The following is a 22,278-nucleotide window of genomic DNA, read 5'->3' as shown; positions in this document are numbered from 1 at the left end:
GAGTATGCATGGATAAGACTTTAGAGAGCTGATGGCTGGTGGGAATCAGTGTCGGACCATGTTGAATGGGCTTCGGAGCATCCATGCCGAACAAATAGGCAGGCGGAGAGTTCTACCGATAAAAGGAACAGAGAGCATATAATCAGCTCTTTTAAAGATTACCTTTTTTATTCTGGGTAAACGAAGGTGGCACCGCGGGTTTCTCGTCCTTTTTTGGATGGGGGCTTTTTTTATTTGGCTCTTTTCGTAAAATTTGTTGCTATCCGATACTCATTCTGAAAAAAATAACCATGTTTCACCGGAATAACCTGGTAATCATGAAAAGAAAAGAGCTACTCTCCCCGTTTTGAGAGAGAACCCTTAGTATCCAGGGAAAAATCCGGCTCTTAGGATTTTTCCGAGCAACAATGTATGCGAAAACAGCCTTTTATTTTTAGGAGGAATTTATATGGAAAGACCAACAGCACTAACAGGGATAAAACCCACAGGGCACCCTCATCTGGGGAATTATATCGGCGCGATCAAGCCAGCACTTGAAATGGCAAAAGACAACACATCACAAGGGATTTACTTCATTGCGGACTACCATGCCTTAAACTCTGTGCAGGACCGCAAAAAATTTAAAGAGTACACCTACGAAATCGCGGCGGCTTGGCTTTCATTAGGGTTGGATCCGGAAAAGGTGATTTTTTACAGACAATCAGATGTTCCTGAAATTCTTGAACTCCACTGGATTCTCTCCTGTATGACACCTAAAGGATTAATGAACCGGGCACACGCTTATAAAGCCAAAGTCGAAGAAAACATGGCAGAAGCAAACGACTCTGATGCTGGTGTCAACATGGGACTGTTTACTTATCCAATTCTAATGGCTGCGGATATCTTGCTTTTTAACTCAGATAAGGTTCCTGTTGGAAAAGATCAGGTTCAGCATGTGGAAATCGCAAGAGATATCGCGGAAAACTTCAATCGTACTTTCGGAGAAGCCGTTAAGCTGCCTCAATATGTGATTGAAGAAGAGACTGCTGTCATACCCGGGCTTGATGGAAGAAAGATGAGTAAAAGCTATGGAAACACCATCCCGCTTTTTGCAGAAGAAAAAGCTCTGAAAAAGCTTGTCAATAAAATTGTAACGGATTCTACGCCCCCGGAAGAGCCTAAGGAAGTGAAGGGTTCCTCGCTGTTCACTCTTTATAAAGAGTTTGCGGCTGCTGCTGAAGCTGATTCCATGAAAGAGAAGTACAAACAAGGAATCGGCTGGGGCCAAGTAAAAAAAGAAGTGTTCGAAGTCATGAACAGGGAACTGAGCGAACCTCGCCAGAAGTATTATGAATATCTCGACAATAAGCAGGAAATTGATAAGATTCTTGAACGAGGGGCAGAAAGGGCAAGAAGCATTGCGTCTGTTCAACTCAAAAAAATCAAAGAAATGATCGGCTGCTAATGATCGGGGGGAATCGATATGCAGCTGCAGTTTTACAGTGAAAATGTGAAAGCCGAGCTATATAAGTTCTCACTTGCAGAAGAACAGCATCAATTTACGGCTTTGCCTTCAGAAGCATTAGAAATTGAAGACCGAAATAGACATCCAGTCGTCATAATGGATGGGGACAGGGCAGTTGGTTTTTTTGTTCTTCATAAAGGAACAGTTGTAAAGGACTATTCACTTGATACCAATGCCTTATTATTACGGGCTTTTTCCATTAATGAGATACAGCAGGGAAAAGGATATGCCAAAGCTGCCATGAAATTGCTGCCTTCGTTCGTCCAGAATCATTTTCCTGGAACAAGTGAAATCGTCCTGGCTGTGAACGAAAGAAATTCAGCAGCGAGAACACTATACATGAAGTCAGGCTTTAAGGATGATGGAAAGAAACTTATGGGAAGGAAGGGCTTGCAGTCCATATTGACATACAAGCTAGATCAAAAAAGGTAGAAGCTTATTTTATTTTGCTTCTACCTTTTTTTGCGTTTAACGACGCTTCAGCCATCTTTATCATTTCTCTTACCATACTTCCGCCAATTTTCCCGCCGACCTTTCCGGCTTCCCGTGCGCTAAGTTCCCCGTTATAGCCTTTGGTTAAGGTGATACCCTGCTCTTTTGCTGCCTCATACTTCACTGCAGAAGGATCCTCTTGGTGAAATAAGTCGGCTTTCATTTTATTTAGTGCCCTTTGAGACCTGGGAACGCGAGGCTTTCTTTTGCTCATGGCTATCATCCTTTCTTCTTATGGTTTCGTGCGTATTTTTATTATGGTGTAAAAAGAGAAATATATCAGAATAATGTTGTAATTTAACTTAAATAGTGTAAAATTACACTAAGAAATAATAGTTAAATTTGGTAAATATGAGGTGAGATAATTGAAAAAAGAGATAAGAAGAAAGAAAGTATCACAAAGAGCGGCAATAGGGATGATTTTTTTCATAATTTACGGGTGTGTTTTTTTCACTGTGGATAATGACCCTGTTAGTTCTGAAATCGTCAGTGATATAGGCGGCTTGATGCCGACTAGAATAGAGCAGGTGACCAAGGGTGAGGAAGAACGGGAGATAGTGAAAACAGTTAAGAAGGCAGCCGATGAAAATCTTAAAGTGTCAATTGCCGGAAAGATGCACAGCCAAGGCGGGCACACTTATTATCCTGGAAGCGTCGTATTGGATATGACCGGTCATAATAAGATACTGGATCTCAATACAGTGGAAAAAACCATACGCGTACAGAGCGGTGCGACCTGGGCAGACATACAAGAGGCAGCCAATCTACATGGGTTATCAGTGAAAGTAATGCAGTCCCAAAATATATTTACTATCGGAGGGTCGCTGTCTGTCAATGTACATGGCAGAGATATAAGGCATGGGGCATTAATTGAGACGGTCAATTCTTTCCGTTTATTGAAGCATGATGGAGAGATTATCAACGTATCCCGGACTGAAAATAAAGAATTCTTTCCATTGGTTATCGGAGGGTATGGGCTGTTTGGAGTTATTCTTGATGCAGAATTGCAACTGACCGATGATGAACTATATGAAATGAAAACAACGGAACTACCATATGATGAATACAGTGATTTTTTTCTTGAAGAAGTAAAAGGCGAAGAAGATGTTAAGATGCATCTTGCCCGAATCTCGACTGCTCCGGATACTTTTTTGGAAGACATGTATATAACGGACTATGTTCATTCTGACAGCCAGGTTCTGCTGAAGGAGCATAATTCAATGAAAGGTGAAAAAGGGACATTCATTTCTAAATTCATGCTTGGAATCTCAAGGAGATTCGATTGGGGAAAAGATCTCTTTTGGAGTATGCAGAAAACCTATTTTCAAGGCAAAGATGGCGACTTCATCAGCAGGAATAATGCAATGAGATCAGAATCCAAATTCATGGAATACGAAAGCCGGAGTGATACAGATGTACTGCAGGAATACTTTGTTCCTGTAGATAAGTTCACCGCCTATATCGATGATTTAAGAGAGGTACTCAATGAGGAGGAGTTGAACCTGGTGAACATTACCGTCCGTTACGTTGATGAAAATGATCATGCGGTCTTGTCATATTCCAAAGAAGAGATGTTCGCGCTCGTACTGCTTATCAACCAGGAAAAATCAGCTGAAGGAAAAGAAGATACAGAGAGAATTGTCAGAAGGATGGTAGATGTGACATTGAAGCATGAAGGAAGCTACTATCTTCCTTATTATGAGTATCCCTCAAAGAAGCAGATGAAAGAGGCTTATCCAAGGACGGAGGAATTCTTCAAAAGCAAAAGAAAGCTGGACCCCGAAGAAGTGTTCATGAATCACTTTTATGAGGAGTATGGTCAATGAGATATTTTGTGCTTTCACAGAGCTTTGCCATGATGGCCAGTTCGGTTTCTTTCCCATTCTATCTTCTTTTTATTAAAAACGTCGGATCGAACTTTTCCAGCTTCGGGTTTGCTTATGGACTGTTCATGCTCAGCTCTGCGCTGTTTCACCGCTGGATAGGAGCCGCTTCAGATAAATTCGGCAGCCGTCCCTTACTGATTGGGTATGCATGGGGAATGGCATTCATCTTCTTATTTATACCTGAAGTAGATTCTCTTGCAGGTGTATATGTACTTCAAGTCATATTGGGCTTATTGGGAGCTGTCCAAAAAACATGTGAAAAAACACTGGCAGGTGAAGTGTTTCATGGTAAAGGAGCGGGGAAAAAGATTGGCAGCTACCATTTCTGGACATCACTGTTTGCCTCCTTGGCTGTTTTTGCAACCGGCGTCCTGATTGACTTCTTTACTATAGCGATTATTTTTTATATAGCTTCTTTTTTGTTTGCCGGAAGCGGGCTGGCACTGCTGTTTTTCAATAACGAGCGGGAAGAGACAGTAGAAATGGAAGGTCAAGCTGGGTAGATGATGTTTTGAAGTGAAACGTACCATGAAATCGGTGGATTGGATAAGTTAATGGTACGATTAGCCGGGAAACGTACCATTACAACAGGGGAATGAATAAATAATGGTACGATTAGGCGGGAAATGTACCATTAACACTGATGAATGAAAAGAAGATGGTACGATTAGAAGAACGTTCCATGAAATCCGAATCCCCAGGGAACTATAGGTCGTCTAGTTTGCCACCCGCCCCGCAAAGTCGTGTGCTGGTGCAGAAATTCAAAACTTTTAAACCAGACAAAACTTCCGAAATGAGCTAAGAATAAAAAGAATGATGTATAAAAAAACTTTATACGGTTATACTCTTCTGATATGTAACGATGGATTCTTATGGTACGATAATATGTAAACTTATTCTTTTACATAGAAAGCAGTGAATCGTTTGAAACAGAAAGAAAAACTTGTCGTACTTATAGGGCCTACGGCTGTGGGAAAAACAGCTTCCAGTATACATCTGGCTAAGAAATTCAACGGAGAAATCATTAGCGGGGATTCCATGCAGATTTATAAGTCGATGGACATCGGCACCGCCAAGGTAACAGAAGAAGAAAGGGAAGGAATTCCTCATCACCTGATAGATATTAGGGAACCAGAAGAGAGTTTTTCAGCAGCAGAATTTCAGGAGCTGGTCAGGAAAAAGATTTCCGAAATTCACAACCGTAGAAAACTTCCGATGATTGTAGGAGGAACCGGCTTATATATTCAGTCCGTCATCTACGATTATCATTTTACGGATGCTCCCGGTGATGAAGAATACAGAAGGAAATTGGAAAAAGAAGCCGAGGACCATGGCAATCAGGAAGTCCACCTTAGATTGCAAACGGTTGATCCAAAAGCGGCTGGCAGCATACACCCGAACAACATCAGAAGGGTGATAAGAGCCTTGGAAATACATCACTGTACAGGAAAGACGATGTCTGAGTATCAGGAGAATCAGAATAACGAACTTCTGTATGACGTGGCTCTAGTTGGCCTGACGATGGACAGGGAATTACTTTACAGCAGAATTGACAGCAGGGTGGACATCATGCTGGAACAGGGACTTATTCAGGAAGTTAAAGCGCTTTTTGACAAAGGACTGAAAGATGTTCAATCCATCCAGGCGATTGGATATAAAGAAATTTACGAGTTTCTTGAAGGAAAAGTCACTTTAGATGATGCGGTTGAAAACTTGAAGCAGAACTCCAGAAGATATGCCAAGCGGCAGTTAACTTGGTTCCGCAATAAAATGGATGTAGAATGGTTTGATATGAGCAGCACGAGGGAAAAGAACAAAAAAATTGAAGAGATATCGGATTTTGTTGCAGGAAAGCTAGGGTTATAGTCGAATAGTTAAGGTAGAGATAGAAGAGGAGGACTTATCATGAAACAAGCAATTAATATCCAAGATCAATTTCTTAATCAATTACGTAAAGACAACACGCAAGTAACCGTATTCTTATTGAACGGGTTCCAAATCCGGGGGCTAGTTAAAGGGTTTGACAACTTTACCGTACTTTTTGAGTCAGAAGGTAAGCAGCAATTGGTTTATAAGCATGCTATTTCCACCTTCTCGCCTCAGCGCAACGTTCAAATTAATTTCGACGAAGCTCAATAAAATTTGATTGAATGATAAAGCGCGCCGGTAATTTGCCGGTGTGTTTTTTTTATTTCTGATGTTTTCAAAAGGCTCTTTTCGCAATAATTGTTGCTGGTTAAATGCAGTGGATTATCGCAGAGCCTTTCAAAAAAGGAATTTGATGACCTTTCCAGAAAGAGAGGGTTGGTGTCTTTCCTGTTTTAGGGGCTGAAAATGGAAAGACATATATTTTCTAATTGTAAAATACATAATAGTATTATTGTAAACTGGATAGCTCGACCTCCCATATCCAATCCAAAATTTAATAATGATTTCATCCTTTATTGAATAGGATGATAAGAGAGTTTTCTAAGCGTTTTAACTGGGCATTTGTCACCGTTAAAAACCTCCAGACGTATACTGTATAGAATGGTGAGGTGAATTTATGGAACAGCCGATGAGAATGAAAAATAATGGACAAATAAGTATTGTATTAAATTCACATAAACGTAATCCTGTTCGGGAAATGAGAAATGCTGAGGAACCAGTTAAGGTTTTTCCTCAAGAGCATGCAGCACTGAAGGAAATCGAAGCGGAACTGGCCTCATTAGTCGGCATGGAAGATATGAAAAAAATGGTGAAAGAAATTTACGCTTGGATCTACGTAAATAAAAAGAGGGAGGAAGCAGGGCTTAAAGCGGGTAAGCAGGCCTTGCATATGATGTTTAAAGGAAATCCCGGGACTGGAAAAACTACCGTTGCCAGGTTGATAGGAAAATTGTTTCTTAAAATGAATGTTCTTTCAAAAGGCCACTTAATTGAAGCGGAGAGAGCTGATCTTGTGGGAGAATATATCGGACATACGGCCCAGAAGACCAGGGACCTGGTTAAAAAGGCAATGGGCGGAATTCTGTTTGTAGATGAAGCGTACTCTTTAGGACGCGGAGGGGAAAAGGATTTCGGGAAGGAAGCCATTGATACCCTTGTAAAACATATGGAAGACAAACAGCATGAATTCATACTTATCCTTGCAGGGTATTCACGTGAAATGGATCAATTTCTTACTTTGAACCCTGGTCTTCATTCTCGTTTTCCCTTAGTATTTCAATTTCAGGATTATTCCGTTGACCAGTTAATGGAGATAGGAAGAAGGATGCTCACTGACAAAGAATATGAATTGAGTATAGATGCAGAAAGAAAAATCAGAGAACACCTTCATCAGGTGAAGACGGCAATTAGCCCGGCAGCCTTTTCTAATGGAAGATATGTCAGAAATGTGATTGAGAAATCTATAAGATCGCAAGCTATGCGCCTGCTTTTGCAAAATACCTATGACCGCCATGAGTTGATGACAATAAGAAGTAATGACTTGTTATTTCCATCGACCGAAGAATAGAAAAGAGCCAGTACAGGACTGAGGCCCTGACTGGCTGTTTTTTTGCTCAATAAATAATAAATCAACCTTCAGGGAGATCTTTATGAACGTTAACCTTTTAATCGATCGATCATTTCTATCCCTTTTTCGGTGATTTCCGTTCCTTTTCGGCCTTTATGAATTTCCAGGCAGCCCATGTCTTGGAGTTCTTTCATTCTAGTCCTGATTTGCTGAAGAGAAAGGGGATGTCTGGTTTCGTTGAGCATTTCTTTCAATTTCTGCCTGCTGGCATTTTCATTTTGGGCAAACAGCACTTTTATTGCAGTGAGAAGAGCAAGATACTCTTTTTTTCTTAAGGGAGGAATGTCGAGAGAAATTTGCTCACGGGAAGCTGCTCCTTCACTAAAAGAACCTGTTTTCGGAAGATCATTCTTAGTAAGTGTGCTTTCTTCTGATACTGCGAGCATATACATTATCGTGTTTTTTAACTCCCGGATATTCCCCTTCCACTCTTCATTTTCCAAGATGCTCAGAACTTCAGAAGATAGTTTTTTATGAGACCCGGACTCCTGGAGAATGAATGTGTCGGTCAGGAGCTTAATGTCTGCTTTCCGTTCCCTTAGGCTGGGAAGGTTCAGATTCAGCACTTTAAGCCGGTGATACAGATCTTCCCGGAACGTACCAGCTTCGACTAATTCAGTAAGGTTTTTGTTAGTAGCTGAAATGATTCTCACATCCACAGAAATATTTTTGGTTCCCCCGATTCTCCGCACTTCCATCTCTTCCAGAACCCGCAGGAGCCTTGCTTGTAGCTTTAAGTTGATATCCCCGATTTCATCCAGAAAAAGGGTCCCTCCGTCCGCTTGTTCAAATACCCCTTTTTTTCCTCCTTTTACTGCCCCGGTGAAAGCTCCTTCTTCATAACCGAATAATTCACTTTCGAGGAGATCATCAGGCAGTGCTCCGCAGTTGATCGCCAGAAAGGGGTCATGTTTTCTGGATGATTCATTGTGAATGGCGGAAGAGAATAATTCTTTTCCAGTTCCCGTTTCACCATGAATCAAGATCGGAAGGCCTGATTTGGCTAGTTTTGCCGCAATCTTTTTGGTTTCCTGAATGATGGAAGAGGATCCTAAGATGCTTGAAAAAGAATATTTGGCGATATATCCCCTTTTCTGCAGTTCCTGTTTACGTGCTTTTTCCATTTCAAGTGTTTCATCGAGATCTTTGAAAGTAGCCACTGTGACGGCTTCATCGTTCATCCGGAAACGGAAAACCATCAGATCTCTCTGCCTTAAGGTCAGTAATACCTGTGCTTCCGTTTCTTTGGAATAGAGAAATCTTGTTAACTCTATGTTCCTAAACACCTGTGAAAGCTTCTTTCCTTTTGCATAGCTGGCGGATATTCCGAGCATTTTTTCAAGAACCTCGTTGAATACTGTGATTTCTCCATTTTCCTGAAAAGCCAGGATTCCATCATTGACTCCATCCACAACCCTGTTCAAGAACTTATTCAGTGTTCTGGCCTGCATATGAACTTGAGACAGTTTCTGGCTTAAATCTATAATTTTTTTAGTATAGCGGTTGGTAATATCAATGCTTAATTCATCAGATAAGCGGAAATGAGTGATGATTTTCATTATGGTATTCAAATCAATCAGCCTTACACCTATATCAATCTTTTTCCCCACTTTCTCAGGGATCAAGTGGGTTTCACCAGGTGAAACAGCTACGTCGATGTCCGGTGGAAAACTGATACTTTCACTAGAATAGGGGATATAATCGACATGGTTGATGCCCAGCCCTTTTAAGGTGGCAATCGCTTCATCGGCAGTTCGGGTAAAATCATTAACATATAAGACTTTTTGACCTGGTGATAATTCAAAAATCCTGTCAATAAATTCATAATTGACGGTTCGGGTAGCGACGATAATGGTACAAGTGGAGAAATCAATATGTTTTTCGACTTCTTCTTCTATTAATGAGGAAGAATACAAGATGAGCTCATTTTTGAAATGGTGAGGAAGTCCCTCATCAATGGCATATCCTTCAAATTGAATCAGCTCTCCAAAAATAGAGTTTAACTGGTTCAACAATGCTTTCTCTGTTTCTTTTGTGCCGGCTATGACAACAAGCTTGCGCATTAATTTACACCTCATAAATTGGTTGATAAGTAATATTTTTAGGTTCTTAATGGTTAACCTATTCACTTTATTCTACCACATTTAGTTAGTATTTTCTGATTATTTCACTTGGCATGATTCTTGCATCTCTGTAAGTGATAACTAAATACGCCTGTATGGAGAGGTCTTGATTTCCGGTTGTGCTGAAATTTTGTGTCTTGCTTTACAGGGGTATACAAGGGGGAGAAAGAAGAATGAATAAAGAGCAGAAAGCGTGGAAGGTACCGCACACATTCATTATTGTATTTTTTGTAGTCATTTTGGCAGCTTTGCTAACCTACATGGTACCAAAAGGTCAATTTGAAACTCAGGAAATAACGTATATGCAGGATGGGGAAGAGCAAACCAAAACCGTCCTTGATTCAGATTCTTTCAGTTACATAAAGGATGAGGAAGGAAATCTTGTCAGGGAAGGAACCAGTTTGTTTGAATCCGGTGGCGGAGCAGGCTTACTGAATTATGTGTTTGAGGGCTTGGTATCCGGTGACAAATGGGGTTCGGCCGTGGGGGTAATTGCCTTCATTCTTATTATTGGCGGAGCTTTTGGTATCATCATGAGAACCAGGGCGATCGAAGAAGGGATATTGAAGGTTATTGACCGTACGAAAGGGAAGGAAGCATTGATCATTCCGATCATGTTCTTCTTGTTTTCTTTAGGGGGAGCCGTTTTCGGGATGGGAGAAGAAGCGATTGCATTCGCCATGATCCTGGTTCCCATTATGGTTGCGATAGGCTATGACGCAATCACAGGTATCATGATCACCTACGTAGCGACACAAATAGGATTTGCGACTTCCTGGATGAATCCATTCGGAGTGGCAATTGCGCAGGGGGTATCAGATGTACCTGTCCTCTCCGGTGCGCCATTCCGTATTGTGATGTGGGCGGTGTTTACATTGTTCGGGATTATTTACACTTGGAAATACGCTCAAAGCATCAAAAAAGATCCAAGGCGAAGTGTGACGTATGAGACAGATAATTATTTCAGGAAAGAAGGCAAGGTCAGGAATCTGAATTCCTCTTTTACAGTGGGACATATGCTGGTCATTGCAACTGTGGCTATCGGGATCAGCTGGATTATCTGGGGAGTCATTGAGCATGCGTATTATATCCCGGAAATCGCAAGTCAATTTTTCACGATAGGGTTAGCTGCAGGTATTATTGGTGTTTTATTCAAGTTGAATGGAATGACTTGGAATGATATGGCGGAAGGGTTCATAGAAGGTGCGAAAGATTTGCTGCCTGCTGCGCTTGTAGTCGGTATGGCAAAAGGGATTGTCATCATTCTTGGCGGAGACAGCCCGGACGCTCCTTCTGTATTGAATACAGTTTTGTACGGCGCCGGCCAGGTTGTCGGGGATTTCCCGGAAGCAATCTCTGCATGGAGTATGTATGTGTTTCAATCCATCTTTAACTTTTTTGTTGTATCCGGCTCGGGCCAGGCGGCTCTTACAATGCCATTGATGGCTCCTTTAGCGGATATTGCCGGTGTAACACGACAGGTAGCTGTGCTTGCCTTCCAGCTCGGGGACGGATTGACGAATATATTCGTGCCGACATCTGCCGCATTGATGGGTACGTTGGGAGCTGCCCGTGTGGACTGGGGAGTATGGGCGAAGTTCATCATTAAATTCATGGGAGTGCTTTTTGTACTTTCTTCTATCTTTGTTATAACGGCTGCATTGATTGGATATTAAATATGGCAGGGGATAATTAATCCCATTTGAAGAGAAAGTTTTTGTTGAAAGGAGCTTGCATCATGTTGGTTTTAATACGAAATGGAGAAGTTTATGCTCCAGATTTTTTAGGGAAAAAAGATATATTGATTGTTAATGACAAAATCGGATTCATAGAAGATACCATTGATATTCCAGAGGGATTTTTTTCGGATAAAATTAAGATTATTGAGGCCGCTGGTAAAAGAGTCTTTCCTGGCTTCATCGATTCTCATGTTCATATTATCGGAGGAGGGGGAGAAGGCGGCTATAAAACCCGCACTCCTGAATTGAAGCTGACGGATGCTACTTTATCTGGTATTACTACCGTAATCGGGGTCATCGGCACTGATGGGACCACCAGAACTATGGCGAGTCTGGTGGCTAAAGCGCGGGGACTTGATGAAGAAGGGATAACCTGCTATGTTCAGACAGGGTCATACCAAGTGCCTGTGAGAACTTTGACTGGAAAAATAGAAGATGACATTCTCCTCGTGGATAAAATTATCGGAACAGGCGAAATAGCGATTGCAGATCACCGTTCATCACAGCCGTCAGCTGAAGAGTTTGCAAGGATTGCCTCGCAGTCGCGTGTAGGTGGAATTCTGTCAGGTAAATCAGGAGTTGTGAATGTTCATTTGGGTGACAGCAGGGATTGTTTAAAGCTGATTTATGATGTTATCGAAAACACAGACATCCCAATCAAGCAATTTTATCCCACTCATATCAACCGCAACCCTTATTTATTTGAAGAGGGTATCGAATTCGGATTAAAAGGAGGGTATGTTGATTTTACTACAAGTACCATTCCTCAATTTCTGGAAGATGGTGAAGTCGAATGCGGTAAAGGTCTTAAGCGCATGCTTGAAGCTGGTGTTCCTGAGGAAAATATTACCTTCACTTCTGACGGGCAGGGGAGTCTGCCTGAATTCGACAAGAATGGCGAATTTAAAGGATTGAAGGTTGCTCATGTTTCAAGTTTGTTCAATGCTGTCAGGAAAGCGGTCCTTGAAGACGGAGTTCCCCTTGAGACGGCGATCAAAGTCATTACCTCGAATCCGGCCAAAATCCTTAAGTTAACCGGAAAGGGCTCTCTTGCAGAAGGGAAAGACGCTGATGTTGTGCTGGTGGACAAAGAGACCTTGAAGATCGACACAGTATTGGCGAGGGGAAAACTTATGGTCGAAAACCGCGAGGCTGTAGTGAAAGGGACATTTGAATAATGGTGCTGCAAAAACAACTCGAGCCAATTTTGGTTAGAGTTGTTTTTGTTTACGGTGTGTTTTTAAATTGCATTGTTTAATTCAGTCGGCGGCGCACCCCTCTAAAATTTTGGTGATGTAAATTCTGTTTTAAGGTGAGGTATGTGGCGGGATGAGTTGGCGATTTGATCGTTTTACTTCGTTTGGAAGGGAGAGTCTCCGAGCTGATGACATGGAAATGTGAACTCGTGAAGAAGGAGGAGGAGCTGCCAAAGGCCTGCCTTTTGGGTGCAAAAATACGTTTAGCAGGGGAGGGAGATGTCTCCAAGTGAGCCTGTTGGGTACATGAACTAGTTTAGGAGGGGAGGGAGAAGCATCCATGTGAGCCCCTTGGATATATTAACTCGTGTAGAAGGGGAAGGAGATGTCTCTGAGTGATCCTGTTGGATACATGAACTCGTGTGGAAGGGGAAGCAGATGTCTCCGAGTAAGCCTGTTGGATACATGAACTCGAGCGAAAGGGGAAGAAGATGTATCCAAGTCAGCCTCTTGGGTACATGAAATAGTGCGAAAGTAGACGAAGATGTGCCCGAGTGAGCCTCTTGCTCGTGAAGAAGGGGAAGAAGATGTATCCAAGAGAGCCTGTTGGATACAAGAACTCGTGTGATAGGAGAAGAAGATGTCTCCAAGTCAGCCTCTTGGGTATATGAACTCGTGTGATAGGGGAAGAAGATGTATCCAAGAGAGCCTGTTGGGTACATGAACTTGTGCGGAAGGGGAAGATGATGCCCTCAAGTAAGTCTGTTGGATACATGAACTCGTGTGATAGGAGAAGAAGATGTATCCAAGAGAGCCTCTTGGATACATGAAATCGTGCAGAAGGAGAAGAAGATGTCCCCAAGAGAGCAGCTCGAAAGTTCATTGGTGGCAGAGTATTGAGTGGAGTGCACTAGAATGTGAATGTACACCAGATTTCAATTAGAAATAATACCGTTTCTATAAGGAGGTTCCTCTTCATATAAATACAAAGAAAGTCCTAATGAAGGGGGTCTTCTAGGTGGGAAAAGGACAACGAAATAAAAATTTGTCATCTCAGGATGAACAGTATATATGGCATTCTATGAAGCCGTATGATCCCGATGGTACTATGGTGATTGCGGAATCGGATGGTTCCTGGGTTACAGATCATAAGGGCAGCAAATATTTAGATGGAATGGCAGGGTTATGGTGTGTGAATGTCGGCTATGGCCGGAAGGAATTGGCTGATGCGGCATACGGGCAATTAAAGAAAATGGCTTATTACCCTATGACCCATAGTCATCCTCCTGCTATTCAGTTAGCTGAGAAACTAAATGAGATGCTGGGAGGAGACTACGTCATATTTTTCTCCAATAGCGGATCGGAAGCCAATGAGGCTGCTTTTAAAATTGCCCGTCAATATCATCAGCAGCAAGGAGAAGGAAGCCGATACAAGATTGTTTCGCGTTACAGGGGGTATCACGGAAATACGATGGGAACACTTGCTGCAACCGGGCAGGCGCAAAGGAAATACAAATATGAACCCTTGGCGCCGGGGTTTATCCATGTTCAGCCTCCTGACACTTACCGCGATGAAGTGCCTGAGGGTACACCACCCCATAAGCTTCCTGGTGTTAAAGCTGTTGAGAGCGTGATGACTTGGGAATTGAGCGAAACAATTGCGGCTGTGATCATGGAACCGATTATCACAGGAGGCGGTATACTGCTTCCGCAAGAAGGATACATGAAAGCGGTAATGGAAGTTTGTGAGAAGCATGGAGCGTTATTAATCGTTGATGAAGTGATCTGCGGATTCGGCCGGACAGGGAAACCGTTTGGATTTATGAATTATGAAACGAAGCCAGACATTATTACGATGGCAAAAGGCATCACCAGTGGTTATCTACCGCTTGCGGCTACAGCAGTCAAGCGTGAAATATATGAAGCTTTCAAGGAAAATGGTGAGTACGATTACTTCAGGCATATCAATACATTTGGAGGAAATCCTGCTGCGTGTGCCCTGGCTCTGAAGAATATTCAGCTCTTGGAGGACGAAAAGTTGTTTGAGCGTTCTGCCGAATTAGGTGAATTCGCTCTCGATACCTTGAAAAAGGAGCTGCAGGGGCATAAGTATGTAGGGGATATACGGGGAAAAGGGTTGTTGATTGGCATTGAACTGGTTTCGGATAAAGAAACCAAAGAACCTTTAATGGTTGATAAGGTGAATAGTGCAGTTGGATACTGCAAATCAAAAAAGGTCTTAATTGGGAAGAATGGGGCAACTGTTGCAGGCTTTAATAATGTTCTGGCGATCTCTCCTCCATTAAGCATCAAAAAGGGTGACTTGGAATTTCTTTTAAGAACGGTTTGCGATGCTATCCTTCATCTCTAGTGAATAGCAGAGATGACTGACCGGCACTTTATAGCATTCTAAATGTAAAATAAGTTCATTAGGCTGTTTTCGCATAGATTGTGGCTATTTTAAAAGTAATGGATTTCCGCTCCAGGCGCACGACTCCGCGGGGAGGGCGCCCGGCCTCTTCGGCTTTGCCTGCGGGGTCTCATCTGTCCCGCTAGTCCCGCAGGAGGTCGCACGCCTGCAGTGAAGATCCTTCTAGTGAAAATAGGGAGGAGGAAAATAATGCGCTCAAAAGCAACAATCTTTTAGAAAAGAGCCATTCTTTAAGATAATCATTCCTCGGGATTTTAAATAGGTGACTCTCTTAAAAGAGCACAAAAAAAGCTTGATCCACCAGGGATCAAGCTTCTTTGTTGTCATTGAAATGCTTTAATATTCTTGTTTGGCAGTCTCCATTTGTAGGAATATGACAATACTCTTAGAGAAGTAGTCATAATGAAGAGAGTGTATAATTCCCAAGGTTCAGTTACAAGTTTTAATCCGATGGCGGCACCGCAAAGAACTGCCCATACTGCATAAATCTCAGATCTTAGAACCAAGGGTTTTCTTCCGGCGAGAAGATCACGAATGATTCCACCTCCGCTGCCTGTTAAAACCGCTGCAACGATAATCGCGCTGAGAGGATGGTTCATTTCTGATGCATACAGTGCTCCTTGAATGGCGAAAGCGGACAATCCAATAGCATCAAAGAAGTTGCCCCACCTTCTCCAATGGCGGAGCAGGTTGTTAGGGAATAAGAAAACTGCGGTAATGGATAGGAGTGCAATTTGGAAAAGAAATCCTTGTTCCCAAAGAGCGGAGACCGGGACGCCAATCAGCAGGTTCCGTATCGCTCCTCCTCCGAATGCAGTAACGATACCTAAAATATACACACCGAGAATGTCATATTCTTCTTCCATGGCGATAATTGCTCCTGAAACGGCAAAAGCAATTGTGCCGACAATACTTAGAACTTCCCAAGTCATAACTGTTCCTCCTTTGCTGTCGATTCCGGAATTCCTTTAACACATAAACGCAGAGAGTGGTTTCTGCTCCATATATGAATGCGTTGATCTGTTAAAGAAACTCTGCATGATGATTCTTCAGTCTCTATTCAAACATATTGATTTTAACACGCAATTTTAGTTTTGCAACCTTTTTTTATCACATATTTAGAAAGGTTAAACATAGTGTTTACATTTTGTTTTTGATATGATGAAAAATAGCAAATCTTATAGGAAAGAAGGATTCTGTTTGGAAGAAAAAATGATCGAAAAAGCGTTATTAGTCGGATGTCAGATTGAAGAAGATGATCAAAGGTTTCAGTACTCAATGGAAGAACTGGAGTCGTTGACGGAAACAGCACAGGCGGAAGTTTCTGCAACCCTTACTCAAAAGAGGGAGCGTATCCACCCGAAAACTTATATCGGAAAAGGGAAAGTGGAAGAGCTTGTTGCGCTGGAAGAGCAATTTGAACCGGATCTAATAATTTTCAATGATGAATTATCTCCGAGTCAGATTCGAAATTTGTCTGAGCAGCTTGAGGCGCGGGTCATCGACAGGACTCAATTGATTCTCGATATTTTTGCCCAGAGAGCCCGTTCGAAAGAAGGTAAGCTGCAGGTCGAGTTAGCTCAGCTGCAATACATGCTGCCCCGCCTGGTTGGTAAAGGAACGGCGATGTCCCGTCTGGCGGGAGGAATCGGAACCAGGGGACCGGGTGAGACGAAGCTTGAGAGTGACCGCCGCCATATTAGACGGAGAATAGATGATATTAAAAAAGCTCTGCAAGTGGTTGTGGAACACCGTGAGCGCTACAGAGAACGGCGGAAAAAGAATAAAACTTTCCAGATGGCACTTATGGGCTACACGAACGCAGGTAAATCTACTCTTTTCAATAGAATATCCATTGCGGATTCTTATGAAGAGAATCAATTGTTTGCGACGCTGGATCCTTTAACGAGAAAGTTGATCCTGCCGAGCGGATACACCGCTTTGGTGACGGATACAGTAGGATTCATTCAAGATCTCCCTACTGCCCTGGTAGCGGCTTTTAGATCTACTTTGGAAGAAGTTAAGGAAGCAGACTTGTTGCTGCATGTCGTCGACAGTTCAAATCCGGATTACAACAATCATGAAAAAACTGTGCAGTCTCTGCTGGAAGAACTCGGAATGAACCACATTCCCCAGTTGACAATTTACAATAAACGCGACCAGATGCATCCTGATTTTGTGCCGGACAGCGGCAGTGATAAAATCATCATCAGCGCATTAAATGAAGAAGACAGAGCTGCCCTTAAAGATAAAATGGAAAGCATCGTTATAGAGCAGATGGAAGCCTATCATGTGCATCTTCCTTCTGACGAGGGGAAATTACTGTCGCAGTTGAAAAACGAAACAATCGTAAGAAAGCTCCAGTTCAATGAAGAAACCCACGAGTATGAAGCAAAGGGTTATTCGTTATCTGATCACCCTGTGACGGGGAGTATTAAGAAGTTTCAGAAGTAACACATAAACTTGCCAAAATGAAACAGCTTTTAAAAATATCAATAAAACTGCACCTTTAGAAGGAGAAACACATGTATCAGTACTTAACTTACGGAGAAGAATTACAAACCATAGCAGAAAAAGCAGAAGTGAAAATTAACGATATTCATAAAAGAATAGACCGCCGAGCTGAAGAAAACCAGTTCAGGGTGCTGACTTCTTTTCAAAAACATCGTGTCAGCGATTCCCACTTCATCCCGACCACCGGGTATGGATATGACGATATCGGAAGAGATACTCTCGAGCAGATCTATGCAGATGTGTTTGGTGGTGAAGCAGCACTCGTACGCCCGCAGATCATTTCAGGCACACATGCCATTTCCATTTCGCTGTTCGGAGTTCTACGTCCTGGTGATGAATTATTATATATCACAGGAAAACCTTATGATACCTTGGAAGAAATTGTAGGGATCCGAGGGAAAGGCACAGGATCATTAAAGGAATTCGGGATCGGATATGACTCGATCCCGCTGAATGAAGATGGTTCAGTGGATTTTGATTCTGTTTCCCGAGCGATCAAGTCTAATACGAAGATGATCGGGATCCAGCGTTCAAAGGGATACGCCAACCGTCCTTCTTTTACCCTTAAGCAAATCGAAGTGATGATAAAGTTTGTAAAGGAAATCAAGCCGGATGTGGTGGTATTCGTTGATAACTGCTACGGCGAGTTTGTTGAAGATATGGAGCCGTGTCACATCGGAGCTGATCTTATTGCGGGATCGCTGATTAAAAACCCTGGAGGCGGCCTTGCGAAAACAGGAGGGTATATCGCAGGGAAGAGAGACCTTGTGGAAGCCTGTTCTTATCGGATGACTTCTCCTGGGATTGGAGCGGAGGCGGGTGCATCATTATATTCTCTGCAGGAGATGTATCAAGGTTTCTTTGCGGCCCCTCATGTAGTTGCTCAAGCTTTGAAGGGAGCTGTCTTTACGGCTGCCATACTTGAAGGATTTGGCATGAGTACAGATCCTGCCTGGAATGCTGAGCGTACGGACTTGATTCAATCGGTGCAGTTCAATGACAGAGAGAAGATGGTGGCTTTCTGCCAGGCGATTCAGTTTGCTTCACCAATTAACTCGCATTTTACGCCGTACCCGGATTATATGCCCGGTTATGAAGATGATGTGATTATGGCGGCTGGGACATTTATTCAGGGAGCGAGCATCGAGCTTTCTGCAGATGGCCCGCTTCGACCGCCGTTTACTGCGTATGTCCAAGGAGGCTTAACATACTCTCACGTTAAGATCGCGATAATGACGAGTATAAATAAGTTGATGGAAAAAGGTTTAATCACTATAGAATAAGGATAATTATATCTTAAAAGGATAGCTTAAAAATGAGCTGTCCTTTTTTATTGAAATTTGATGTAAGAAAACCTAACATTCCTTTGACAATATTCCTTACATAACATATAATGATATCAGGAAAGCAAGAAGGAGGTGAATCGGGATGAGTGGAAGTGAAATTAGACGAAGCATGCCATTGTTTCCGATGGGAATTGTGATGCAGCTGACTGATTTGACTGCTCGCCAGGTTCGCTACTATGAAGAGAATGAATTGATTTTCCCGGCAAGAACTGAAGGGAAACGCAGGCTCTTCTCCTTGAATGATATCGATAAATTACTGGAAATTAAGGATTTATTGGATCAAGGAATCAACATGGCTGGTATTAAGAAAATTTTTGCTGTGCAGGAAGAACATAAAGAATCAGAATCCGACAAGCAGCAAACAGAAAAAGCTAAGCCGGATCTTACCGACAACGAATTGAGGAAATTATTGAGGAATGAACTTCTTCATGCGGGTCGTTTCAACAAATCCTCGCTTCGCCAAGGAGATCTCTCACGCTTTTTCCATTAAAAAATTAATATTTGATAATCTTGAGGAGGAATTAGTTAAGATGGGAAAGTTTACTCGTGAAGACATTTTACAAATGGCTGACAAGGAGAATGTAAAGTTCATACGTTTGCAATTCACCGATATCCTGGGAACAATCAAAAACGTTGAAATCCCGGTAAGTCAGTTAGGAAAAGCACTTGATAACGAAATGATGTTTGATGGCTCTTCAATTGAAGGTTTTGTAAGAATTGAAGAATCCGACATGAAATTATATCCTGACTTTGATACTTGGGTTGTATTCCCTTGGACAGCTGAAAAAGGTAAAGTTGCACGTCTTATCTGCGACATCTACAATCCGGACGGAACTCCATTTGGAGGAGATCCACGCAGCAACCTGAAAAGGGTTCTTAAAGAGATGGAAGAGCTTGGATTCTCAGACTTCAACCTTGGACCTGAGCCGGAATTTTTCCTCTTCAAGCTTGATGTAGAAGGACAGCCGACATTAGAATTGAATGACAACGGCGGATATTTTGACCTTGCTCCAACAGATCTAGGTGAAAACTGCCGCAGAGATATCGTGCTTGAACTAGAAGAAATGGGCTTTGAAATCGAAGCATCCCACCACGAAGTAGCACCAGGACAGCACGAAATCGATTTTAAATATGCATCTGCACTTAAAGCATGTGATGATATCCAGACGTTCAAACTTGTTGTTAAAACAATTGCGCGTAAGCACGGACTTCACGCAACATTCATGCCAAAACCGCTGTTTGGTGTGAACGGTTCTGGTATGCACTGCAATATGTCTCTATTCAAAGAAGGCAAAAACTCTTTCTTTGATGAAAGCGGAGAACTTCAATTAAGTGAAACTGCCCGCCAGTTCTTAGCTGGAACAATCAAGCATGCGACTGGTTTCACGGCCATCACGAACCCGACAGTCAACTCTTACAAACGTCTGGTTCCTGGTTACGAAGCACCTTGCTACGTTGCATGGTCTGCGCAAAACCGCAGTCCGTTGATCCGTATTCCTGCTTCACGCGGTATGAGTACTCGTGTTGAAGTGAGAAGTGTCGATCCTGCTGCTAACCCTTACCTTGCAATGTCTGTATTGCTTGCGGCTGGTTTAGATGGAATTAAGAACGAAATGAAAGCTCCAAAGCCAGTTGACCGCAATATCTATGTTATGAACAAAGAAGAGCGCGAAGAAGCCGGAATCGAAGATCTTCCAGCAAACCTTTCCAATGCGCTTGATGCACTGAAGAAAGATGAGGTAATGGTGAAAGCACTAGGCGACCATATCTTTGAACACTTCATTGAAGCAAAAGAAATCGAATGGGATATGTTCCGTACTCAAGTTCACCCTTGGGAGCGCGAGCAGTACCTGCAGATGTATTGATCCAAATTGTTCAACCCCTGACGCATTTTGCGTCAGGGGTTTTTTTGTGAGCTTTTCATACTGTGGATGCCGGGAGATGATTAACAGCAGTGATGATTTCTATTATGTAAGACATGCCAGAGACCAGTTCAGCAGAGCGATCCGGTTGAAGTGGTGTATAAAAGTATTCAAGAGACCAGTTCAGCAGAGCGATCCGGTTGAAGTGGTGTATAAAAGTATTCAAGAGACCAGTTCAGCAGAGTGATCCGGTTGAAGTGGTGTCTAAAATATTCAAGGGACCAGTTCAGCAGAGAGATCCGGTTGAAGTGGTGTCAAAAAGTATTTTAGAGACCAGTAGCGCAGGAAAATCCAGATGAAGTGGTGTCTAAAAGTATTCAAGAGACCAGTTCAGCAGAAAGATCCAGTTGAAGTGGTGTCTAAAATATTCAAGGGACCAGTTCAGCAGAGCGATCCGGTTGAAGTGGTGTGTAAAAGTATTCAAGAGACCAGTTCAGCAGAGAGATCCAGTAGAAGTGGTGTCAAAAAGAATTTTAGAGACCAGTAGCGCAGAAAAATCCAGATGAAGTGGTATGTAAAAGTATTCAAGAGACCAGTTCAACAGAGAGATCCAGTTGAAGTGGTTTCTAAAAGTATTCAAGGGACCGGTTCAGTAGAAAAATCCAGATGAAGTGGTGTCTAAAAGAATTTTAGAGACCAGTAGCGCAGGAAAATCCAGATGAAGTGGTGTCAAAAAGTATTCAAGAGACCAGTTCAGCAGAGCGATTCGGTTGAAGTGGTGTCAAAAAGCATTTTAGAGACCAATATCGCTGGAAAATCCAGATGAAGTGGTGTCTAAAAGTATTCAAGAGACCAGTTCAACAGAGAGATCCAGTTGAAGTGGTGTCAAAAAGTATTCAAGGGACCAGTTCAGTAGAAAAATCCAGATGAAGTGGTGTCTAAAAGTATTCAAGGGACCAGTTCAACAGAGAGATCCAGTTGAAGTGGTGTGTAAAAGTATTCAAGAGACCAGTTCAGCAGAGTGATCCGGTTGAAGTGGTGACAAAAAGCATTTTAGAGACCAATATCGCCGGAAAATCAAGATGAAGTGGTGTGTAAAAGTATTCAAGGGACCAGTTCAGCAGAGCGATCCGGTTGAAGTGGTGTCAAAGAGCATTTTAGAGACCTGTAGCGCAGAAAAATCCAGATKAAGTGGTGTGTAAAAGTATTCAAGAGACCAGTTCAGCAGAGCGATCCGGTAGAAGTGGTGTCAAAGAGCATTTTAGAGACCAATATCGCCGGAAAATCCAGATGAAGTGGTGTGTAAAAGTATTTTAGAGACCAGTTCAGCAGAGAGATCCAGTTGAAGTGGTGACAAAAAGTAATTTAGAGACCAGTAGCGCAGAAAAATCCAGATGAAGTGGTGTGTAAAAGTATTCAAGAGACCAGTGCCGCAGAAAAACCCAGGTGAAGTAGTGTCTAGAAAGACCCTTGAGTCATTGCAGGTAAAATCCTCTTCCTCATATCGTTATAAACAGAAGTATTTAAAAACCCTTGCCATTTTAAAGATACATATGCTCCAAATTTTCAGCTGAAAAAGAAGGGGATTTTACTGATGAGGTTGAGAAAATAAAGGTCTTTTTGACTATA

Annotated in this window: 18 protein-coding genes and 1 other annotated feature (1 of these 19 cut by a window edge); of the genes, 15 read left to right on the top strand and 3 right to left on the bottom strand. The window is 42.4% G+C overall.

The features are described 5' to 3' along the window. Nucleotides 1–214 (top strand) — a binding site (T-box leader); it begins 20 nt to the left of the window's first position. A gap of 234 nt (nt 215–448) precedes the next feature. Further along, nucleotides 449–1,444, top strand: coding sequence for a tryptophan--tRNA ligase (locus tag FZC79_RS01075; protein WP_148945053.1), 996 nt, complete (start codon nt 449–451; stop codon nt 1,442–1,444). Nucleotides 1,445–1,462: 18 nt separating this feature from the next. Next, nucleotides 1,463–1,936 (top strand): GNAT family N-acetyltransferase, encoded by a 474-nt coding sequence (locus FZC79_RS01070; RefSeq protein ID WP_148945052.1) that lies wholly within the window; start codon nt 1,463–1,465, stop codon nt 1,934–1,936. 4 nt (nt 1,937–1,940) lie between these two features. Here FZC79_RS01070 and FZC79_RS01065 read toward each other — a convergent pair whose 3' ends face one another. Further along, nucleotides 1,941–2,210 (bottom strand): alpha/beta-type small acid-soluble spore protein, encoded by a 270-nt coding sequence (locus FZC79_RS01065; RefSeq protein ID WP_148945051.1) that lies wholly within the window; start codon nt 2,208–2,210, stop codon nt 1,941–1,943. 163 nt (nt 2,211–2,373) lie between these two features. On the opposite strand from FZC79_RS01065, the gene FZC79_RS01060 reads away from it, so the two are divergent. The 5 genes from FZC79_RS01060 (at nt 2,374) to spoVK (ending at nt 7,378) form a co-directional block, all read left to right on the top strand. After that, entirely contained in the window at nt 2,374–3,822 is a 1,449-nt protein-coding gene (locus FZC79_RS01060) for an FAD-binding protein (RefSeq protein WP_435873891.1), read from the top strand. Next, nucleotides 3,819–4,385 (top strand): MFS transporter, encoded by a 567-nt coding sequence (locus tag FZC79_RS01055; protein WP_148945050.1) that lies wholly within the window; start codon nt 3,819–3,821, stop codon nt 4,383–4,385. Before FZC79_RS01060 ends, FZC79_RS01055 begins: the two co-directional genes overlap by 4 nt. A 421-nt stretch (nt 4,386–4,806) precedes the next feature. Further along, the gene (gene miaA / locus FZC79_RS01050) at nt 4,807–5,748 is read left to right on the top strand and encodes a tRNA (adenosine(37)-N6)-dimethylallyltransferase MiaA (protein WP_148945049.1); all 942 of its coding nucleotides are present in this window, start codon (nt 4,807–4,809) and stop codon (nt 5,746–5,748) included. Between the two features lie 39 nt (nt 5,749–5,787). Continuing rightward, nucleotides 5,788–6,021, top strand: coding sequence for an RNA chaperone Hfq (hfq, locus tag FZC79_RS01045; protein WP_148940081.1), 234 nt, complete (start codon nt 5,788–5,790; stop codon nt 6,019–6,021). Nucleotides 6,022–6,427: 406 nt separating this feature from the next. After that, nucleotides 6,428–7,378 (top strand): stage V sporulation protein K, encoded by a 951-nt coding sequence (gene spoVK, locus FZC79_RS01040; RefSeq protein WP_148945048.1) that lies wholly within the window; start codon nt 6,428–6,430, stop codon nt 7,376–7,378. An 89-nt stretch (nt 7,379–7,467) separates the two neighbouring features. On the opposite strand, the gene FZC79_RS01035 is transcribed toward spoVK, so the two are convergent. Continuing rightward, nucleotides 7,468–9,501 carry a sigma-54 interaction domain-containing protein gene (locus FZC79_RS01035; RefSeq protein ID WP_187442604.1) on the bottom strand — a complete coding sequence of 678 codons (2,034 nt, stop codon included), beginning with the start codon at nt 9,499–9,501 and terminating at the stop codon, nt 7,468–7,470. A gap of 233 nt (nt 9,502–9,734) precedes the next feature. On the opposite strand from FZC79_RS01035, the gene yfcC reads away from it, so the two are divergent. The 3 genes from yfcC (at nt 9,735) to FZC79_RS01020 (ending at nt 14,867) form a co-directional block, all read left to right on the top strand. Further along, nucleotides 9,735–11,237, top strand: a complete 1,503-nt coding sequence (gene yfcC / locus FZC79_RS01030) for a putative basic amino acid antiporter YfcC (RefSeq protein WP_148945046.1) — start codon at nt 9,735–9,737, stop codon at nt 11,235–11,237. A 62-nt stretch (nt 11,238–11,299) separates the two neighbouring features. Then, nucleotides 11,300–12,478, top strand: a complete 1,179-nt coding sequence (gene iadA / locus FZC79_RS01025; RefSeq protein WP_148945045.1) for a beta-aspartyl-peptidase — start codon at nt 11,300–11,302, stop codon at nt 12,476–12,478. A 1,036-nt stretch (nt 12,479–13,514) separates the two neighbouring features. Then, complete coding sequence (locus tag FZC79_RS01020) at nt 13,515–14,867, top strand: aspartate aminotransferase family protein (protein WP_148945044.1); 1,353 nt, start codon at nt 13,515–13,517, stop codon at nt 14,865–14,867. A gap of 383 nt (nt 14,868–15,250) precedes the next feature. On the opposite strand, the gene FZC79_RS01015 is transcribed toward FZC79_RS01020, so the two are convergent. After that, a complete protein-coding gene (locus FZC79_RS01015; RefSeq protein ID WP_148940076.1) occupies nt 15,251–15,859 on the bottom strand; it encodes a trimeric intracellular cation channel family protein in 609 nt (202 codons plus the stop codon). A 280-nt stretch (nt 15,860–16,139) separates the two neighbouring features. Here FZC79_RS01015 and hflX point away from each other — a divergent pair, with 280 nt between their 5' ends. The 5 genes from hflX (at nt 16,140) to FZC79_RS22915 (ending at nt 20,896) form a co-directional block, all read left to right on the top strand. Continuing rightward, nucleotides 16,140–17,381: a GTPase HflX gene (hflX, locus tag FZC79_RS01010; RefSeq protein ID WP_148945453.1), complete on the top strand. Its 1,242-nt coding sequence runs from the start codon at nt 16,140–16,142 to the stop codon at nt 17,379–17,381. 71 nt (nt 17,382–17,452) lie between these two features. Further along, nucleotides 17,453–18,724, top strand: a complete 1,272-nt coding sequence (locus tag FZC79_RS01005) for an aminotransferase class I/II-fold pyridoxal phosphate-dependent enzyme (RefSeq protein ID WP_148945043.1) — start codon at nt 17,453–17,455, stop codon at nt 18,722–18,724. Nucleotides 18,725–18,869: 145 nt separating this feature from the next. Further along, complete coding sequence (locus tag FZC79_RS01000; protein ID WP_148945042.1) at nt 18,870–19,277, top strand: MerR family transcriptional regulator; 408 nt, start codon at nt 18,870–18,872, stop codon at nt 19,275–19,277. 40 nt (nt 19,278–19,317) lie between these two features. Then, nucleotides 19,318–20,652: a type I glutamate--ammonia ligase gene (gene glnA / locus FZC79_RS00995; RefSeq protein ID WP_148945041.1), complete on the top strand. Its 1,335-nt coding sequence runs from the start codon at nt 19,318–19,320 to the stop codon at nt 20,650–20,652. Between the two features lie 76 nt (nt 20,653–20,728). After that, complete coding sequence (locus tag FZC79_RS22915; RefSeq protein WP_187442602.1) at nt 20,729–20,896, top strand: hypothetical protein; 168 nt, start codon at nt 20,729–20,731, stop codon at nt 20,894–20,896. The last annotated feature ends 1,382 nt before the right edge of the window (nt 20,897–22,278 follow it).

This window comes from Rossellomorea vietnamensis, from assembly GCF_008180615.1.
Classification (GTDB): domain Bacteria; phylum Bacillota; class Bacilli; order Bacillales; family Bacillaceae_B; genus Rossellomorea; species Rossellomorea vietnamensis_D.
Note: the sequence above shows the minus strand (reverse complement) of the source record. Positions and strands in the feature narration are given on the sequence as shown.

Excerpts from the sequence above, each read along its gene's own strand:
- FZC79_RS01075 (WP_148945053.1), top strand. The coding sequence starts at position 449 with ATGGAAAGACCAACAGCACTAACAGGGATAAAACCCACAGGGCACCCT.
- FZC79_RS01070 (WP_148945052.1), top strand. The coding sequence starts at position 1,463 with ATGCAGCTGCAGTTTTACAGTGAAAATGTGAAAGCCGAGCTATATAAG.
- FZC79_RS01065 (WP_148945051.1), bottom strand. The coding sequence starts at position 2,210 with ATGAGCAAAAGAAAGCCTCGCGTTCCCAGGTCTCAAAGGGCACTAAAT.
- FZC79_RS01055 (WP_148945050.1), top strand. The coding sequence starts at position 3,819 with ATGAGATATTTTGTGCTTTCACAGAGCTTTGCCATGATGGCCAGTTCG.
- hfq (WP_148940081.1), top strand. The coding sequence starts at position 5,788 with ATGAAACAAGCAATTAATATCCAAGATCAATTTCTTAATCAATTACGT.
- spoVK (WP_148945048.1), top strand. The coding sequence starts at position 6,428 with ATGGAACAGCCGATGAGAATGAAAAATAATGGACAAATAAGTATTGTA.
- FZC79_RS01035 (WP_187442604.1), bottom strand. The coding sequence starts at position 9,501 with ATGCGCAAGCTTGTTGTCATAGCCGGCACAAAAGAAACAGAGAAAGCA.
- yfcC (WP_148945046.1), top strand. The coding sequence starts at position 9,735 with ATGAATAAAGAGCAGAAAGCGTGGAAGGTACCGCACACATTCATTATT.
- iadA (WP_148945045.1), top strand. The coding sequence starts at position 11,300 with ATGTTGGTTTTAATACGAAATGGAGAAGTTTATGCTCCAGATTTTTTA.
- FZC79_RS01015 (WP_148940076.1), bottom strand. The coding sequence starts at position 15,859 with ATGACTTGGGAAGTTCTAAGTATTGTCGGCACAATTGCTTTTGCCGTT.
- hflX (WP_148945453.1), top strand. The coding sequence starts at position 16,140 with ATGATCGAAAAAGCGTTATTAGTCGGATGTCAGATTGAAGAAGATGAT.
- FZC79_RS01005 (WP_148945043.1), top strand. The coding sequence starts at position 17,453 with ATGTATCAGTACTTAACTTACGGAGAAGAATTACAAACCATAGCAGAA.
- FZC79_RS01000 (WP_148945042.1), top strand. The coding sequence starts at position 18,870 with ATGAGTGGAAGTGAAATTAGACGAAGCATGCCATTGTTTCCGATGGGA.
- glnA (WP_148945041.1), top strand. The coding sequence starts at position 19,318 with ATGGGAAAGTTTACTCGTGAAGACATTTTACAAATGGCTGACAAGGAG.
- FZC79_RS22915 (WP_187442602.1), top strand. The coding sequence starts at position 20,729 with ATGATTAACAGCAGTGATGATTTCTATTATGTAAGACATGCCAGAGAC.